We start from the raw sequence: 17,653 nt of genomic DNA, 5'->3' as shown, positions 1-17,653 counted from the left end.
TATTGCGCGGAGCTCAAAACATTTTGCAAAAAGTTCAGATTAAGTGGCAGACCGGTAATTTGATGGGGTTAAACCAAACTTGCGTTTAAACGCCGTGTTGAAGATGGATAAATGCTGGTAACCGTAATCCAAATAAATTTCACTGGCTGACATCCCTTTGAGTAGTTCTTTTCCGGCCATTTCCAGCTTGCGATCGCGAATATATTGTTGCGGAGGCACACCGTACATTTTAATAAAATCACGCTTAAAGGACGAGACGCTGCGGTTGGCCAAAAATGCCAGCTCTTCCAGGCTAAGTTCTTTGAATAGGTTTTGCTCAATGACACTCCTTAAAGAAAGGTCTTGCCGGTCGCTGAACAGCGAGACAAGCAGTTTAGCATTCAGATCATATAATGCAGTCAGTAATTCGTTTACTTTAATTACCGCTAATTCGGGTGAAAGCCTTTGTCCACGGCTGATGAGCGTTTTCAGACTTTTAACATACTCGTCAATGTAACCGTCGATCCCGAAATGAATATAAGGTACAAGATCGTTGCCCATCTCCTGTGGCTTCCGGGAGGCTATGAATTCTTTACCCAGTGAGGCAGGGAAGAAAATGATGATACTGTTGTAAGACTCGTCCGAATCGCTATGCTCTGCAATAATAGAATGGCCCTCGGGTATCAACATCCCGTGTCCTGATCGCAGAATGGTGCTGCCCTCCGCGCGGTAAATCAGTTTCTGCCCATGCTGAACAAAACTGAAAGCAAACGTCTTGAAAAGTACACGGTTCCTGAACGGACCGCCTTTATCCCGGTAATCAACGAAACGAATGTTACCCGCTTCGATCTCAGGATGACCCGTAACTATTTCCGGCACATTGAAGACTTGCATTGGCTTTGTTGAAAGTAAATAGAATTAAGACTACCAAGGTAAAAGTTATTTAGGAATTCTTAAATGTTGATTGCTTGCATAAAACGCATGAAGATCCAAACATTAAGGCAAAAGACTCTATTCATTCGGAGATATCTATTTTCCCATTCGTTCTAATTCAACGATGCTACGCCTGGCATTATTATTTAAAGACATACAGCGTCAATCCACTACATCTATTTAATGGTTATATAAGTAATAGTTGAATTACAAGGGAAACAGTGTTTTTTACTCTTTTGAAACTGAGAGACCTGGTTGGAAATATTTAAGAAATATAAAAATATAAAGCATTGAACATCAATCGTTTTTTAGAACTGAGTAAAGTCCTCCCAGGTATTAAAAACCACTAAAACCCTTCAAACGTTACGTTTGAGGGGTTTTTTGTTACATCTTGGTGTCATTTGCTCACCTATTTATAGCCACTTTATTAGCAGGTTACTTTACACTTAAACTTGTTGGACTTCAACAAGCAGATTTCGGCATCAAACAACCAAATATTTGCTTTTCCTGATGCATTGTTGATATAAATCAGCTACTTAACTGCGCAAATAGGCCACTTTGAACTCTTCTGCAAAGTTTTCCAGTTTGGTCTGTCCAATCACCTTTGCTCCGCTGGCAAAAAAGTCCCTGGTGATTATACCGGCCCTTACACCCCGTCCCATTTCAACAATAAGGCCGACCAGTTCCTCGGGTAATCCTCCGGCAAGCATGCCCTGTGTTAATTGTTCATCAGGGATATTTGTCCAAACTAATTCTGGCTTATTGATAGCTTGACCAAATACTGCGGCTAATTCTGCTCCTGTCGAAATATCACTTACTACATACTTTACTTCAAAGCTGTTTCCTTTAGCTTGTAACTCTTGCGCTAAAGCCGTGGATAGATCCTCGGGATGTGTAAGCGCCAACCGGTCGTCACCGTTATAATTATTGCCGAATATGTCTTGGCTTTTGAGCAGAGGTATATCTCTCAAAAAATTGATATAGAAGAATCCGGCCCTTAAAACAGTAACATTTACACCATCTAAGCCTTGCAATATACGTTCAACGCGATGTACACCTTGTATTGGCCCCGTACCTTGACTAGCGTCTGCACCAATGCTGCTTAGCATTACTACGCGTGTTACACTTGCAGCCTTAATAGCATTTGCATAAGCATGTCCGGCCTTGGCAATGTTCTCTATCATGTTACCCGGCCCCATTGATGGTGGCATCATGGTATACACGGCGTCTGCACCATGGAAAACTTCAGTTAGAAATGTTTCGTCGCTGATAGAGCCGACTGCGGCCTTTGCGCCTAATTCCTCAATTTCGTCTTTTCGGTCGTCTTTCGTGCTGATCACGGTTACTTGGTGACCGGCTGCTATCAATTTTTTAACTAATGGTTTGGCTACATTTCCTAATGAGCCTGTTGTTGTAATTTTCATTTTATATGTTTTTTAAGGAGTTGATAATTAGTTTAATTCAGGATAATCCGTGTATCCTTCGTCACCGGGAGTATAAAGTGTATCATAGTCTAGCTGGTTCAGGGGGGCGTTTTTTTCAATCCTCCTCATAAAATCAGGATTAGCTAAAAAGCTTCTGCCAAAAGCGACAAGATCCGCGGACCCATCCTGTAATTTGGCCTCGGCCGTTTCTGCCGTAAATCCATTACAATAGATAATGGTGTTGACGAAGGACTTACGAATATCCTGATGGGTTTTTTCGGGAATGCCCGGATTGTTTGATATATGCAGGTATGCAATACCCAACTGGTTTACTTGCTCAGCAAGGTGAATGTAGGTTCCATGAACTTCAGCTTCTTCGTAGGCAGGCATATCGTTAGAGGTTAGAAACGGTGATATGCGCAAGCCAATCTTATCTGCTCCTATAGAAGCTGCTATTTTTTGCACAATTTCGAGTATCAGCCTGCTGCGGTTCTCTATGGATCCGCCATAATTATCTTTACGGTTATTTATGTGCGGATTTAAGGATTGCTCGAGCAGATACCCGTGTGCTCCGTGCAATTCAACACCGTCAAAGCCGGCGGCAACAGCATTTTCGGCCGCCTTGATATGATCTTGTACGATACGAGCTATGCCACTTTCATCTAAGGCTTTTGGAGCTGAGTATTCAAACATGCCGGCATCTGTATAGATTTCGCCAGTTGCTTTTATGGCTGACATTCCTACAACGTGGTGGCCCTCCGGCAAGTTAGAACTGTGCGCTATTCTGCCGGTATGCATCAGTTGCAGAAATATCCTGGAACCTCTATCGTGAACGGCATCGGTAATTAATTTCCAACCTTTTATCTGGGCATCTGTAAAAATGCCCGGTATGCGGGGATAGCCTAAACCTTCGGGACTGGGTGAAGTACCTTCGGTAATGATCAGTCCGGCACCTGAACGCTGTTTGTAGTAGGTGGCCATCATAGCGTTAGGCACATTGCCAATGGCACGGCTTCTGGTCATGGGAGCCATCACTACATGGTTCTTCAACTGAAGAGAAGCTTTATTATAAGGCTCAAATAATTTTTTCATTTTGCTTTTGTTTTTATTTACAAAGCAAAATTGCACCTTATACTAAGCTAATAATAGCTGAATAAGATATAAAATCAGTCCGATACGGCGAGTTAATCAAGTTTGCGACGAAAACCGCTTAGGGGCAAATCCGTAATGTTTTTGGAAGAGCCTGCTAAAGTGACTAAGGTTTGTAAAGCCCAGCTCATATCCAACTTCAGCAACCGATCGTTTACCTTGCTTTAAAAGAAAAGCAGCTTCCTCCATCCGGGCACGTTGATAGTAATTGTAAATAGTATCGCCAAAGGCCTGCTTAAAGAGTTGTTTAAGTTTGGTTTCGCTCATGGTGGCAATTTGTGCCAGTTCGGCCAGGACCGGAGGAGTGCCTAAGTCACTAATAATTTCATTTCGGATATGCAGAAGCCTGGCCACATCCGAACTGTTGATACTCTGGTGCTGTAAACTTTCGCGTTTGGACAGCTTATGAAAAAGCAGGTAAAGCAGCTCCTGTACTTTAATTTGCATGTAGAACTGGCTTAACCCGTCGCTCATATCCACTGCACTTAAATTTTTGAGCAGCAACTTAGCCTCTGCCGTCATGTTCTCGAAAAAGAGGAATGTACTACCCGGGCTGGTTATTGTTTCAAGCGTAGAGTTAAGTTTATTTAGGGCTAGCAGGTTTTTTAAATAAGTTGGCATAATGGCGATCACAGCATACCTTATGATGTGCCCAGCCGGGAAACGAATGGTTGAGTTCAGGTTGTTAGAGGTAACCTGGATTGCGGATTCATCCCGTTCGGAAAACTGAATATCTGGGTTATTGTCAAACGCTATCCCGAGCGTTTGCTCATTACTGTAAAAAAAGATTGTAATCAGTTCATTTCCTAAGCCGGAGCTATTGCGTTTGATAATCAGGTCCTCTTTTAGCACGTAATGGTGCATGGTGATCTTGAATTCTGCGCTGAAAGACAACTTTCGAATATATCCGGTACCAATGTGGTCGGGAATGACCAGCAGATCATTATCTATTATTGCACCGATGTGCCGGGCAAAATAGGTCATGAAATCAAACCCGGGTGTTGAGTTAAAACTGAAGATCATTAATTGATGACGTGCTGATCACCAAAACTAAGCATATTAAGTATTTCTCACATGCACTTTGATTTGGAATTAAAAAGAGGAACATAAAACCCCAGGCTACTTACCGCCTGAGGTCTTTACGGGTATTTAAAGGTTAGTTAAGGGAGATTCCTCTAATATCCCTTATAACTGAAACCATGTTAAGTGCCTCACGGATCAGTTTAATTTTTCCGTTCTCGGCAACTACACGCCCCATATAGTGTTGAGCATATTCTTTTCCGTTGGAAGCAATTGTAGCGGTAGCTTCGTATTCACCAAAAGCCTGGTCAGGAGTGTCTATATGAATTTGGATGTTTTTAAACTTGAAGCCTGGGAAAGTTTTTGGCAAGTTGCTTAAAAAGTTGTACAATGCTTCGCGTCCTTCCCAACGCGCTGGTATCCCCAGGCTTGCCAGGTAAGGTAATTCAAATACAGCATCATTGGCGAAGAGTTCGATCTGAAAATCTGGATTGCCTATATTTTCTAAATAATCCAGTAATAATTCTTTTGCGGTTTTCATGACTTTATTTTTATATTTTTATGTTATTGTTAACTCCACAAAAGTGGAATGTTTGACTAACCCGCACATTGACGTATCATAAGAAATAAATTGATTTATATCAACTAGTATGACATCCAATGCGGAAAATACACCGCTGTTAAAAAACAAAGCCTAACTAGCTATAATAGCTAATTAGGCCTAAGTAGGGATATAATATTATCGACTCTGGTTTCCTAAAAACGTAGTTTATCTCCAGCCGCCGCCGAGGTTGCGGTAAATAGTGTTTACAGCAGTAAGCTGCGCTTTTTTAGTTTCCACTAGTTCTAGTTTTGTCGCGAGTGCATCTCTCTGGGTCATCAATACCTCAAAGTAATCAGCACGGGCAGATTTAAACAATGCATTGGAAATTTCTACTGATTTTGTCAAAGCATCAGCCTCTTTTGTTTTCAGGGTATAACGTTTGTCTAGGTTATCTATAGCGTACAGTTGGGTGTTAACTTCTATGTAGGCGTTCAAAATTACCTTCTGATAATTATACATGGCCTGCAGCTGACGTGCGTTAGCACTGTTAAACTCAGCTTTTATACCAGCCCTGTTTACAAGAGGCGCGGCAATGTCTCCAGCTATAGAGTAAAGCAGCGATCCCGGGTACTTAAACAGGTAGCTTGGCTTAAAAGCCTGAAAACCCAACGCAGCGGAGATACTAAATGACGGGTAAAACTCGGCCCGGGCAACCTTCACATCCAGCTTAGCGGCTATCAAGTCAAGCTCCGCCCTTTTAACATCTGGCCTGTTCGCCAGCAATTGCGACGGAATACCTGTATAAACAGCTGCGGGTGTGAGCGTTAAGAAATTGCTTGTGTCTCGTTTTATTTCCTGCGGATAACGCCCGAGTAATAAGTTAAGATCATTTTCTGTCTCCCTTATTTTCTGCAGGGTTTCAAATTCAAGTCCTTGTGAACTTAATACTTCTGCCTGAAATTTCTGTACAGCCAATTCGGTAACCCTGGCTGCATCCTTTTGCACCTTTACAATCTCAAGTGCATTCTTTTGTAACTGGATGCTTTGGCGTACAATTGCCAGCTGGCAATCTAACGATTGCAGTTCGTAGTAAGCGTTGGCAATCTCACTGATCAGATTGGTAACTACAAAATTTCTACCCTCCACTGAGGACAGGTACCGCGTTATGGCTGCCTTTTTCGCATTGTGCAGCTTCTTCCAGATATCTATCTCCCAATCAGCATAAGCGGCAACTGTATAGTCGGCTAATGGGTCAGGCACTTCCTGCCCTGGTGTAATATCCGTAGATGCATCGCCTGCTCCCTGGCTGGTATAACGTCCTGTTTTCTCCAGCCCTGCCCCTGCCCTTAAACCAACTGTCGGCGATAGCTGGCCTTGCCTGATGCCGATATCGTTTCTGGCAATTTGTATCTCCTGCAGAGTGGTCATCAATTCCTGGTTATTCTTTAAGGCAGTATCTATCAGGCTTACCAAATTAGCATCTGTAAAAAAATTGCGCCATTGCATAGCGGCAATATTGGTAGTGTCTGCGCTGTTACCGTACATTCCAGGCAGAGGCTTATTTTCACCTACCTGCGTAATTGCAGGTACTTTGCAGCTGGCAATTCCCAGGCAGATCGCCAGTACAACAAAACCTTTATATTTATTTAGATTATACATGATTATTGTCTATTTCTTCGGTAAACGGATTTTCATCTTCATACTTAGCAAGCCTGCTTTTTTCTGCTATAGTGCCGAATATGTAGTACAAACCCGGTATAACAAATACACCGCAGATGGTACCCAAAAGCATACCGCCCGCAGCGGCTGTACCAATGGTTCTGTTTCCTACCTTACCAGGTCCGGAAGCAATTACCAGTGGTATTAAGCCAGCAATAAATGCGAAAGATGTCATCAGAATTGGGCGGAACCTGGCTTTGGAGCCCTCCATTGCTGCCTCTAATACAGACCTACCTGCAGCATGGCGCTGTACAGCGAACTCTACTATCAATACAGCATTTTTACCTAACAGACCGATGAGCATTACCATGGCCACCTGCGCATATATGTTATTTTCCAGCCCGGTTAGTTTTAGCAACAGAAAGGCGCCGAAAATACCCGCGGGTAAAGAGATGATTACCGATAGCGGCAGTATAAAGCTTTCGTATTGCGCGGCAAGAATGAGATAAACAAAGCCCAAACAAATTAAAAAGATGTACACCGCCTGGTTACCCTGGGCAACCTCATCTGCAGAGATACCTGCCCAACCAATACCGAAGCCGCGCGGCAAGGTTTTCTCTGCTACTTCCTGGATAACTTTAATTGCTGTTCCGCTACTGTATCCGGGTGCGGCAGAACCGCTAATCTCAGACGAGTTATACATGTTATGCCGTGTGATTTCCGAAAGGCCATAAACTTTCTCCAACTTCATGAAATCAGAGTAAGGCACCATTTCGTCACGGTTGTTTTTCACATACAGCTTTAAAATGTCGTCTGGCTGTGCACGGTACTCTGGGCCTGATTGCACAATAACCTTATAATTAATGCCGAATTTGATGAAACTGATCTCGTAATTACTACCCACCAGTGTAGAAAGGGTATTCATTGCATTATCAACAGTTACTCCTTTTTGTAAGGCCAGATCATTATCGATCTTTAACATATACTGTGGGAAACTGGCGCTGTAAAAACTAAATACCGACGAAAGCTCCTTGCGTTTGCTCAGCTCTTTTACAAAGTCGTTGTTTACAGTTTCCATCAGCTTGTAATCACCCGACCCAGCTTTATCAAGTAAACGCAACTCAAAACCACCCGCAGCACCATAACCCGGTACAGCAGGCGGCTGAAAGAATTCGATGTTTGCTCCTGGTATATCTTTAGACTTCTCCTCCAATTCGTTTATAATTTCCTGTACGGAGTGCTTGCGTTGATCCCAATCCTTCAGGTTAATTAAACACGTGCCAGAGTTAGATCCGGTACCTTCTGTAAGTATCTCATAACCTGCTAATGCAGATACTGATTGCACACCATCAACTGTTTCGGCAACTTTTTGCAGCTTTAAAGCGATATCGTTAGTGCGTTCCAGTGAGGAACCGGGCGGCGTTTGTATAATAGCATAAAACATCCCTTGGTCTTCATTCGGGATAAAACCTGTCGGAACTGTATTGTTTAATAAATAAATGCCCGCACAAAAAACAATAAGGCTAACAAAAGTCACCGATCTGCGGCTTACAATACGCCCCAGAAGACTTTGATATTTATCCTGAGTTTTGTTGAATCTGTTATTGAAGCCATCTAAAAACATGTTTACAGGCGTCTTCTTTCGTGGCTTGCCGTGATTGTTCTTTAGGATCATAGCGCATAACGCAGGCGTTAACGTGAGCGCTACAATACCCGATAATACAATGGCTGTCGCCATAGTAATAGAGAACTGCCGGTAGAAAATACCTACCGGACCAGACATGAACGCTACAGGCACAAATACCGCTGCCATTAAAAATGTGATAGCTATAATAGCTCCGGCTATCTCATGCATTGCTTTTTTGGTTGCATTCAACGGCGAAAGATGTTCCTCTTCCATTTTAGCGTGTACGGCTTCAATCACCACAATGGCGTCATCCACAACAACACCAATGGCCAGTACCAACGCAAAAAGAGTGATTAAGTTGAGTGTAATACCGAAGAACTGCATGAAAACAAACGTGCCTATTAAAGAGACAGGAACGGCCATGGCTGGAATTATTGTGGAACGCCAGTCGCCCAAGAACAGGAATACTACAAGCCCCACCAATATAAAGGCTTCCACCAGGGTGTGAATTACCTTCTCTATCGAGGCATCCAAAAATTTCGAAACGTCATAGCTGATCTCGTAATCTACACCTTTCGGGAAAGATGTTTTTTTGATCTCCTCCATTTTGGCCTTAACGTCTTTAATAACCTGGCTGGCATTGCTCCCGTAGGACTGTTTTAATACAATCGCTGCTGATGACCTGCCATTCAGGTTAGAATAGATATCGTACATGGAGCTGCCAAATTCAATATCAGCTACATCTTTCAATCGTAGTATTTCGCCGTTAGCATTAGCCCTTAAGCCAACATTTTCGTACTGTTCCTTAGTAGTAAACCTGCCGGAATATTTGAGAACGTACTCAAAAGTTTGTGACCTCTTGCCCGAGCTTTCGCCGGTTTTACCCGGCGATGCTTCTAAGCTTTGTGCAGCCAGCGCCTCCATTACCTCGTCTGCCGAAATTTTATAGGCCAGCATACGATCCGGTTTCAGCCATATCCTCATGGCGTAATCCCTGTTACCCAAAATATCTGCAAAGCCTACACCGTTTACCCTTTTTAATTCAGATAGGATATTGATCTCCGAGAAGTTGTATAAGAACTTCTGATCCATTGTTTTATCCTTACTGTAAAGGTTAACATACATAAGCATGTTAGACTCCTCACGGGTGATCTTCACCCCTTCGCGTACTACCAACGGTGGTAATTTGTTTACAACAGATGCTACACGGTTCTGCACGTTCAGTGCTGCCTGATTAGGGTCGGTACCAAGGTTGAATATGATTTGTACAGATGCTTCACCATCGTTGCCTGCATCTGACGTCATGTACTTCATACCCGGCACACCGTTCAGAGCTCTTTCGAGCGGAATTACTACTGATTTGATCATCAGCTCGCCGTTGGCTCCAGGGTAATCGGCGGTAACGTTAACCTTTGGCGGAGAAATGGATGGGAACTGCGTTACCGGCAGCGTTGTGATAGCAAGCACCCCTAAAAAGACGATCATGAGCGATATTACTATCGACAGAACCGGCCTTTGAATAAATTTATTAAACATCTAATTACTTGATTAAGAATTGAGTGTGATTATTCCGCTTTTAATTTCAATTGAGAGATAACCTCTTCGGGCTTCTGGAATTTGTACTTGATTTTATCATTATCACGCACCTTTTGCACGCCATCAAGCAGAATTTTGTCACGAGCAGATATTCCGCTTTGAACAACATACAGGTCAGGCATACGGGCACCTATCTCAATATTGGTTGATCTAACCACGTTTTTATCATCAATTACAAACACGTAAGTTTTATCCTGCACTTCATAAGTGGCTTTCTGTGGAATAACCAAGGCATTTTTAAAAGGAACCGTCATTAATACTTTGCCCGTTTCGCCATTCCTAAGCAGTTTTTCCGGGTTATTAAATCTGGCCCTGAAAGCAATATTGCCTGTTTCACTGTTAAATTCACTTTCTACGGTCTCAACATCACCTTTGTATTTAAATGGCTGACCGTTTGCAAGTAACAGGCTTACCTGGCTGTTGCCTCTGTCTTTAACATCTGTTTGGTAGTTCAAATACTCAGGTTCTGATACATTAAAATACGCAAACATCTGATTGTTATCAGATAAGCTGGTTAACAGTGCACCTTCGTCTACAAGGCTCCCCAGTTTTAATGGAATACGGTCTATTATGCCATTAAAAGGCGCTTTTATCTCAGTAAATGCAAGGTGCATTTTAGCGAGCGCACGTTCTGCCTTGGCCTGATCAAGCTTTGCCTGACCTAACAGATACTCGTTTTTTGATACGATATTTTTGTCTGCCAGCGTTTTGGTGTTTTGCAGTTCGATTTCCGCAGAACGCGTTTCAGCTTCAGCTTTCTGTAATTCGGCTTCGAAAGCTTGAGGCATTATTCTGAAAAGTGGCTGGCCCGCTTTGACAAACTGACCTTCATCCACATAGATTTTTTGAAGATATCCTTTCTCCTGTGCCCGTACTTCAATGTTACGCACAGATTTTATCTGCGATACATACTCCTTGGTATAGGATGTATCAATTTTTAAAGGACTAGTTGCCGTGTAAGTGGCAGTTTCTTCCGTTTTTTCTTCCTTGTTCGAGTTACAGCCTGTGGTATATAAAAGAACACACAGGGCAATGAACATCACATTCCTATTCATGGTATATTAAAAAAATTAAATTTGATGGCTGGCAACAAAGCGGTTGTAGAAGTTAAAAGCATCAGCTGCGTAAAAGCAGTAGCAACAGGTAACCGGTTTGTTATCTAAAAATTGTTGCTTTGACGCACTCAACGGCACAAATAACATTGTACCTCGTGCAAATCTGATGCGCGGGAGTGCTTCAGATCCTTAAAACCCGTTGGGTTATATACCTGTCTGTGAACGTAATTAACGATCCGGAATAGCTAAACTGATTTTTACCTGGGTCTTGAAAAAAACCCGAGAAAAGCTGTAAATAGTATTGAACTATTGGCGATTTTACCAGTAATACATACTTCCTGGCAGATACAGTATCATTATCGTCATCGTCTATAACAACGACAAGATCATTCTGATCGCTTTCGATACCTGACTGAATATAAATATCTTGGTGACTTTCACCACTGAAAAGAGAATGGCTTACCAGGCGACTATTTTTAGCCCCGCCGGTATGATCATGAGCCTTTGTAATAAGGTGGCACAGTGACAATAAAAGGATGAAAACGAACCTCATGTATCTTCCGCAAAAATAGCACGATTAATCGTTCTTAAAAATATAAAATGTATTATTTACAGTCACCTGTCTTTCGGATGAACTGACAAGGTTGTGTCACCACATTATTCAAATAAAATGACGATATTGAATTGTCCAAAAGTTACCAGATAAGCCCCGCCAACAGTTTTTTTATGAGCAAAAATCTGCAAAAACCACATTTTTTTATCCGCTAAATTCGCGTAGAAAACACACTTGAGATTCAGTTCGCTAAAATCAGCAAAATACTCGTTTTTAACGTGCTTTTGAGAACCCAAAAACTTTCCTGACTTTTGGGAAGAATACTGGTTAGTGACCTGTGTCGGTAGCGTTATGCTGGCTGTTCTTTTGATCAGCGCGGCGGTTGCTTTCGTTGGCAGATGTGCTGACCTTCTTCTTACGGCTACCGCCCTGTTTGGTGTGCGGCGGAGAAGGCTGCATGGTCTTGGTTTCTTTGTTATCTTTTATAACCGTACTATTAAGTTGAACCGAACTTATGGATGGTATGTTTTCTGATGGTCGTAAGCAGCAGGCTTAGCACCGTTGTTCTTCCCCTCGGGTGTTTCCAGCGCGGCATGTGGTTGGTTACTTTCCTTAAAAGTATTAACCCCGTTCTTAATATCTTCCTGGCTTAAGCTATCCTTGTCGACCCCACTCTCCTGCTCTTCACCGGCAAGTAGCGGCTCATCGCTTTCTGTTTGCTTGTTCTTTATCATGATCTGTTGTTGCTTACTTTATTAAGCTAATCACCTGCAATTAAGTTTTAATTGGTAAGGTTTTTTCCTGATTATCTACTCGAAAAAAAAACCGTAAAAAAAGAGCCTTCAAACAAAGACTCTTCTGTTTTCATAGGTATATATGTAGATCAGGCAATGAAGCCTGTAAATTGCGTTGTCTGAGTTCCTGAAGCAGCAGCTACCAATCGCTCGTGAATTGTTTTAAGGGTGATCTTTTGTTTAGTAAACAGATCTACAATAGCGTTGGTGGTGGTTTTAACTGGTGTACCAGCGTTTAAGTGTACTACTTTCATATTATGTTCATAACTAAAGCTGTGCCAAAACAGCCACCAACACTCCAAAACTTTACAATTACCTGTAGTACAGCGATTTTAGTTTGTTAAATTAGCTTAAAAGATGTAGTGTTCAAACTTCTGTACAGTTCACCGACCTACCTTCCATTCACCAATTGTATTGCGTTGTATTTCTTCTTTTGTTTTTAAATACATTATCTATCTTTATAAAAACCAGACACTTACCATATAATGAAACTAAACCTAATCCTCACTGGCCTGGCACTTGCCGCCTGCAGTACAATTACAATGGCACAACAGGAAAACCCTGATACTGCAGTGTTCCGTCGTATCCGTAACGCGGAGATGAACAGCTCACAAATACCGCAAATCGCACATTATCTTACGGATGTATCCGGCCCGAGGCTAACCAACTCGCCCGGCTATAAACGCGCCGCCGAATGGGCTGTAGCTACCATGAAAAAATGGGGATTGACCAACGCCACGCTGGAGCCCTGGGGCGAGTTTGGCAAGCAGTGGGAGATTAACGACTTCAGCATCAGCATGACTGCGCCTTACTCAGCACAACTCCGCGCTTACCCCGTGCCATGGAGTGCAAATACAAATGGTATGCAGCGTGGCAGTGTGGTAATACTAGCGCCTCAGCAATCTATAGATACCACCTATCTTGCCGGACACGCTGCAGAATTTAAAGGTAAAATCCTCTTGATAACCGGCGGCCCTTACAATGGAGAAGGAAATTTTAAACCAACAGCTACCCGGCTGGCAGACACCTCCCTGGCTAATCTTAAAGATTCTTACCTCGTAAGCCGGAAAGAAATTGAAGGCGCTTTCAACTATATGGCCATGTTCCGTAAAATAGACCTGATACTTAAAAAAGCAGGTGTACTTGCGCTTATCTCCGGCGGCAGAAGAAATATCAATGGTACCGTGTTTGTTCAATCGCAGTATGGCCACAAGGTTACCGACCCTGAAACCATTCCGCAGGTAGACATGTCCCTTGAGGATGCACAAAAGATAAAACGGCTCATAGCATCAGGACAAAAAGTAGAGATAGCCATAAACCTGCAAGGCACTACATCTACCAGCGATACCAAAGGTTATAACGTAATTGGTGAGATACCGGGTACCGACCCTAAACTTAAAGCACAGGTAGTGATGCTTGGCGGCCACCTCGACTCGTGGTCTGGCGCTACAGGCGCTACCGACAATGCGGCGGGATGTATAGTAATGCTGGAGGCCGCGCGCCTGCTGGATTCGCTGGGCATTAAACCAAAACGTACCATTCGCATTGCGCTGTGGGGCGGTGAGGAACAAGGGCTGTATGGCTCTTACAACTATGTTAAAAACCACTTTATAGATGCGCGCACCTTTACCCCCAAGCCAGAACAGGGCAAAATATCCGCATACTTTAACCTGGATAACGGTACCGGCAAAGTAAGGGGTATTTACGCGCAGGGAAATACTGCTGCCGCCGCAATTTTTAAAGAGTGGTTTAAGCCATTTCATGATCTCGGCGCTACAACGGTGACGATGAGCAACACAGGTTCTACCGATCATCAGAGTTTTGATTGGGCCGGAATACCGGGCTTCCAGTTTGTACAGGACGAGCTGGACTATGAGACCCGCACTCATCACAGCAACCTGGACGATTATGACCACCTGAGCATGCCTGACCTTAAACAAGCTGCTGTGATTGTAGCATCGTTTGTTTACCAAACCAGCATCCGCCCTGCTATGCTGCCGCGTAAACCGCTAAAGAAAGAAGTTTTTGTATTTGACGGCTTGTAAGCACACCAATTGGAAAAACAAGAGGGCTGCCGTAATAGGGTAGCCCTCTTGTTGTTAGTAAACGTTGTGATGGGTGTAGGATGTCCATCCAAGGAAGCCTACATCGCCGCCGGGTAAACCGTATGGCGGACTAATGTTGCGTATAAAGCTGGTCTCGGTTGTATGGTAGCGGCGGTCGGCAATCTCTATGCCCGGCCATATCGGGCTCGACGGCGAACCGTTAACGTTGCAACCCGGCGATACCGTGCCCTTGATCAGTTTGTACTGATAATTGTAGCCGGCCAGTAAACGGCTGTTTGATGCCGTGTAAACCGAAATATCGTTAAACTGCATGGCAGCCAGGTTAGCCGCGTAAGTGATGCCGGTAAGCGAGTATTGAAAGTGCGTATAATCACTGTGGCCGCATATCTCCCCGTTCATAGATCCGTCTGTTGCTATAATCTCCGGTATAACTGTTTTAATCAGCGCTAAACCATTATCATACACCGCCTGGCTGTCCTCAAAAATACCGATGGCCATTTTAGCATACCCCTGAGATACCACCCAGTTGTTATGGTAATTTGGTGTGTTGTTTATATAGTTATCCTTAAGCTTGTTCAAAAAGCTTTTAAACTGGTTATCCTCAGCGGTTGTCCACCCGCCGGTTTGGCCGTTGGGCAGTTTAAAATGCTTAATAATTTCTGCAGCAGCGGCAAAGGTAGGCGCTGCCCAGGCAGCTTCAAGCGCGCCCTGGTTAGGGTTAGGGTTGCTGCCGGTAACTACAATTCCCTGGAAAACGTTGGCCCAGCCATCTAAAATTTGCTTAACGGTAACCGCATAGTTGTTATCGCCCGTTTTTGCCCAGCGCAGTGCAAGCGCGTACGACAGCAGGGCATCGCCTTTAAAGTTAGTTTCGTCTGTAGTGCCCGCGCTGGAAGCTACCGATATAGTTGCCTTATAACCATTGCTGGGGCTATGGCTGTTGCAATAATCAAGCACTTTTTGGTAAGCGGCAAGGCGTTCGGCATTATTGGCGTTCGCCTCGCTGGCAATCTGTGTGAGGCTGGCCTGCGTGTTTAGGAGACCCGGGTGCACAAATGTAGTGGCCAGTGCAGCAGCAGGCTGCGCCGCAACAGCAAGTTTGTCGGGTTTAATGTTGTTGGATACCGCTTCGCTTTTGGTACACTGTACCATTGCGGCGGCAACTGCAATGCCCATAAGCGAGCATAGCAAAAGCTTTAGTTTTTTTGTGTTCATAAAATAGGTATTATTGGTTTAAGTACAGCAGGCGCCGGTGAATTGGCAAAACCGTATGCAAACCGTACAATACAAAGCTTGGAAGAAAAACCAGCAGTTTACAAACGGCCAAATGCGTTGATACGCCTGCTGCGCAAGGCAAAACATTTAGCTGAAATTAGCCCGTAAGCCAACTACATCGTTATAGCAAATTTTTGAAATATTTTGGCTGATACGTTTGGCGCGCAAATAATCAGCAGCTTACAATTATGAAAATGCACGCTGGTTAGCTAGAGGGGCACAAGTACACAATGCTTGGTCACCGCTCATACTTGCGCCAGCGAAGCCAGCGGGGATACACGAACACAGATGCTCGGTAAAGGATTACCTCTTTAGATCATTTAAAATCCGGAGCCTTGTTAATTCTTTGTAAATTAAGGTAATTCGTTTTTGTTCACTTTGATTACATTAACCGTTAGCGCATCCCTGCTCTTACTTATCGAGTCCCCAATCTCGAAATACTGTTCCCATTCCGGCCAAATTCTATATTCGTACTAGTTACGTTAAACGACCATCATCACATTATGATTGCGACTGTCACGATATATGGTATCTATTTTCCCACTAAACTTTATTGACTTTGCTCCAATCAAGAATTCCTTATAATCATCTTTTTTGTGTGTTAGGCAATAAAGAAAGTATATCATTACAACAAATCCTACTATTGTGGCTAGTTGCTTTAGAATATTCTTCATCAAATGTGATTTTAGTGTTCGCTGCTTGCTCAAGTACACAGCGCCATCAAACGGCAGTGTAATAGTCCTGTCTTCAATATTTATGTTAGCTAAAAACAGCCTACCACTCTCCTAAAATCTTCATGAAAAAAGGCGTTGCCTCATCCGCCATAATGCCGTGATCTTCTACACTGGGGTGACCTCCGCAGCCACGGCCTTCCATTGGCGGGAAGAAGAAGGTCTCCACCGGCTTGGCTGACGGGTAATCGGCATCAATTTTCTTCTTTACGGCAGCCAGGCAGCTTTCCAGCATTTTGGCATCTGCACCTTTAACCATAGGGCTACTCAGTAATGCTATGCGGGCCTTAGGGTACTTGGTTTTAACCAGGTGCACAAATTTAACGTAAGACGCTGTAAAAGCTTCCGGGTCGAAAGGCTTGCGCGGCGATTTACCGTCGCCCCTGCTAAAGTCGTTTGTGCCCAGGGCTATGCTCACTACTTTAGGGCTATAGGTATTAAAATCCCACTTAATGGTACTATTTACCTGGAAATCCGCTTTCTCATACACTTGTGGCATGGTTGGGCTAAGCGTATTCCAGTTGCGGTACATACCTATACCGCTCACGCTGCTCAGTATAAAGTTTGCACGCAGGGCGCGTGCAACACGCGGACCATAAGCCATATAAGCGTTGTGCTGATCCTGGTAGTCGCCCGTGCCGCATGCGTATTCAGATGCGTCGGCCGCAGCGCCGCACGTGATACTGTTGCCGATAAATTCAATGAGAGGAGCGTTTGCCACCTTCAATGGTTTAATCTTTTCTGCAGCTACCTTGCTAACAATTATGGCCCCTGTATGCGCCTCGGTAGCTTTGTATATCCATATCTCGTGTTTGCCACTAGTCGGTGCTGTAATAATCAGCGGATCGGTTGAACTACCGTCTACCCGGATACGCTTTTGGTACACGCCATCCAGTTCATACTGGAGGTAACCATGTCCGTTTTCGTTGTTAAGGGAAACATACAGAGCACACTTATTACCTTCAAAACTAAACCCAAAATGCACAGCGGAACTAATGAGCTCCAACTGCTTTTTATCATTGTAATGATAACGGCCGTAAGGGTTCAACTTTTTAGCATAAAGCGTGTCTGCAGGAGCGTTTGCAAACGCAGCAGTATAGAGGCAAACAGCCGCAAGTGATAGATATAAGTTTCTGAAATTCATGTTAGGGCAGTAAGCATGATTGGTATGCTTATACAATAATACTAAACCGATTAAATATGCCGCGATTTTGAAATTCAGTAATCATAATTTGTTAAAATAGTACA

The 17,653-nt window shown here is 43.6% G+C and carries 15 protein-coding genes; 1 reads left to right on the top strand and 14 read right to left on the bottom strand.

Features of this window, described 5'->3' with window-relative positions; genetic code table 11:
• Positions 1 to 39 precede the first annotated feature (39 nt).
• The 12 genes from AC59GT_RS16980 to AC59GT_RS16925 all read right to left on the bottom strand — a co-directional run bounded on the left by AC59GT_RS16980 (position 40) and on the right by AC59GT_RS16925 (position 12,587).
• On the bottom strand, positions 40 to 873 hold the full coding sequence (locus tag AC59GT_RS16980; protein WP_497238727.1) for a helix-turn-helix domain-containing protein: 834 nt from the start codon (positions 871 to 873) through the stop codon (positions 40 to 42).
• 575 nt (positions 874 to 1,448) lie between these two features.
• Positions 1,449 to 2,336, bottom strand: coding sequence for an NAD(P)H-binding protein (locus AC59GT_RS16975; protein WP_497238726.1), 888 nt, complete (start codon positions 2,334 to 2,336; stop codon positions 1,449 to 1,451).
• Positions 2,337 to 2,363: 27 nt separating this feature from the next.
• Positions 2,364 to 3,428, bottom strand: coding sequence for an alkene reductase (locus AC59GT_RS16970; RefSeq protein WP_497238725.1), 1,065 nt, complete (start codon positions 3,426 to 3,428; stop codon positions 2,364 to 2,366).
• A gap of 96 nt (positions 3,429 to 3,524) precedes the next feature.
• Positions 3,525 to 4,508, bottom strand: a complete 984-nt coding sequence (locus AC59GT_RS16965; protein ID WP_497238724.1) for a helix-turn-helix transcriptional regulator — start codon at positions 4,506 to 4,508, stop codon at positions 3,525 to 3,527.
• Positions 4,509 to 4,641: 133 nt separating this feature from the next.
• Complete coding sequence (locus AC59GT_RS16960; protein WP_497238723.1) at positions 4,642 to 5,046, bottom strand: nuclear transport factor 2 family protein; 405 nt, start codon at positions 5,044 to 5,046, stop codon at positions 4,642 to 4,644.
• Between the two features lie 228 nt (positions 5,047 to 5,274).
• On the bottom strand, positions 5,275 to 6,708 hold the full coding sequence (locus AC59GT_RS16955; RefSeq protein WP_497238722.1) for a TolC family protein: 1,434 nt from the start codon (positions 6,706 to 6,708) through the stop codon (positions 5,275 to 5,277).
• Complete coding sequence (locus AC59GT_RS16950; RefSeq protein ID WP_497238721.1) at positions 6,701 to 9,871, bottom strand: efflux RND transporter permease subunit; 3,171 nt, start codon at positions 9,869 to 9,871, stop codon at positions 6,701 to 6,703. Before AC59GT_RS16950 ends, AC59GT_RS16955 begins: the two co-directional genes overlap by 8 nt.
• A gap of 29 nt (positions 9,872 to 9,900) precedes the next feature.
• On the bottom strand, positions 9,901 to 10,986 hold the full coding sequence (locus tag AC59GT_RS16945; RefSeq protein WP_497238720.1) for an efflux RND transporter periplasmic adaptor subunit: 1,086 nt from the start codon (positions 10,984 to 10,986) through the stop codon (positions 9,901 to 9,903).
• 181 nt (positions 10,987 to 11,167) lie between these two features.
• Positions 11,168 to 11,539 (bottom strand): hypothetical protein, encoded by a 372-nt coding sequence (locus AC59GT_RS16940; RefSeq protein WP_497238719.1) that lies wholly within the window; start codon positions 11,537 to 11,539, stop codon positions 11,168 to 11,170.
• Between the two features lie 327 nt (positions 11,540 to 11,866).
• Positions 11,867 to 11,998 carry a hypothetical protein gene (locus AC59GT_RS16935; RefSeq protein WP_497238718.1) on the bottom strand — a complete coding sequence of 44 codons (132 nt, stop codon included), beginning with the start codon at positions 11,996 to 11,998 and terminating at the stop codon, positions 11,867 to 11,869.
• Positions 11,999 to 12,051: 53 nt separating this feature from the next.
• A complete protein-coding gene (locus tag AC59GT_RS16930) occupies positions 12,052 to 12,273 on the bottom strand; it encodes a hypothetical protein (RefSeq protein WP_497238717.1) in 222 nt (73 codons plus the stop codon).
• Positions 12,274 to 12,422: 149 nt separating this feature from the next.
• Positions 12,423 to 12,587, bottom strand: coding sequence for a hypothetical protein (locus AC59GT_RS16925; protein WP_497238716.1), 165 nt, complete (start codon positions 12,585 to 12,587; stop codon positions 12,423 to 12,425).
• Between the two features lie 231 nt (positions 12,588 to 12,818).
• Between AC59GT_RS16925 and AC59GT_RS16920 the strand changes: the two genes are divergently transcribed.
• The gene (locus tag AC59GT_RS16920) at positions 12,819 to 14,378 is read left to right on the top strand and encodes a M20/M25/M40 family metallo-hydrolase (RefSeq protein ID WP_497238715.1); all 1,560 of its coding nucleotides are present in this window, start codon (positions 12,819 to 12,821) and stop codon (positions 14,376 to 14,378) included.
• A 54-nt stretch (positions 14,379 to 14,432) separates the two neighbouring features.
• Here the strand turns inward: AC59GT_RS16920 and AC59GT_RS16915 are convergent, their stop codons facing one another.
• On the bottom strand, positions 14,433 to 15,614 hold the full coding sequence (locus AC59GT_RS16915) for an alginate lyase family protein (protein ID WP_497238714.1): 1,182 nt from the start codon (positions 15,612 to 15,614) through the stop codon (positions 14,433 to 14,435).
• Between the two features lie 834 nt (positions 15,615 to 16,448).
• On the bottom strand, positions 16,449 to 17,549 hold the full coding sequence (locus tag AC59GT_RS16910) for an SGNH/GDSL hydrolase family protein (RefSeq protein ID WP_497238713.1): 1,101 nt from the start codon (positions 17,547 to 17,549) through the stop codon (positions 16,449 to 16,451).
• Positions 17,550 to 17,653: the final 104 nt, after the last annotated feature.

This window comes from Mucilaginibacter sp. 320_HR, assembly GCF_059691875.1.
This window is presented reverse-complemented; position numbering and strand designations above follow the sequence as displayed.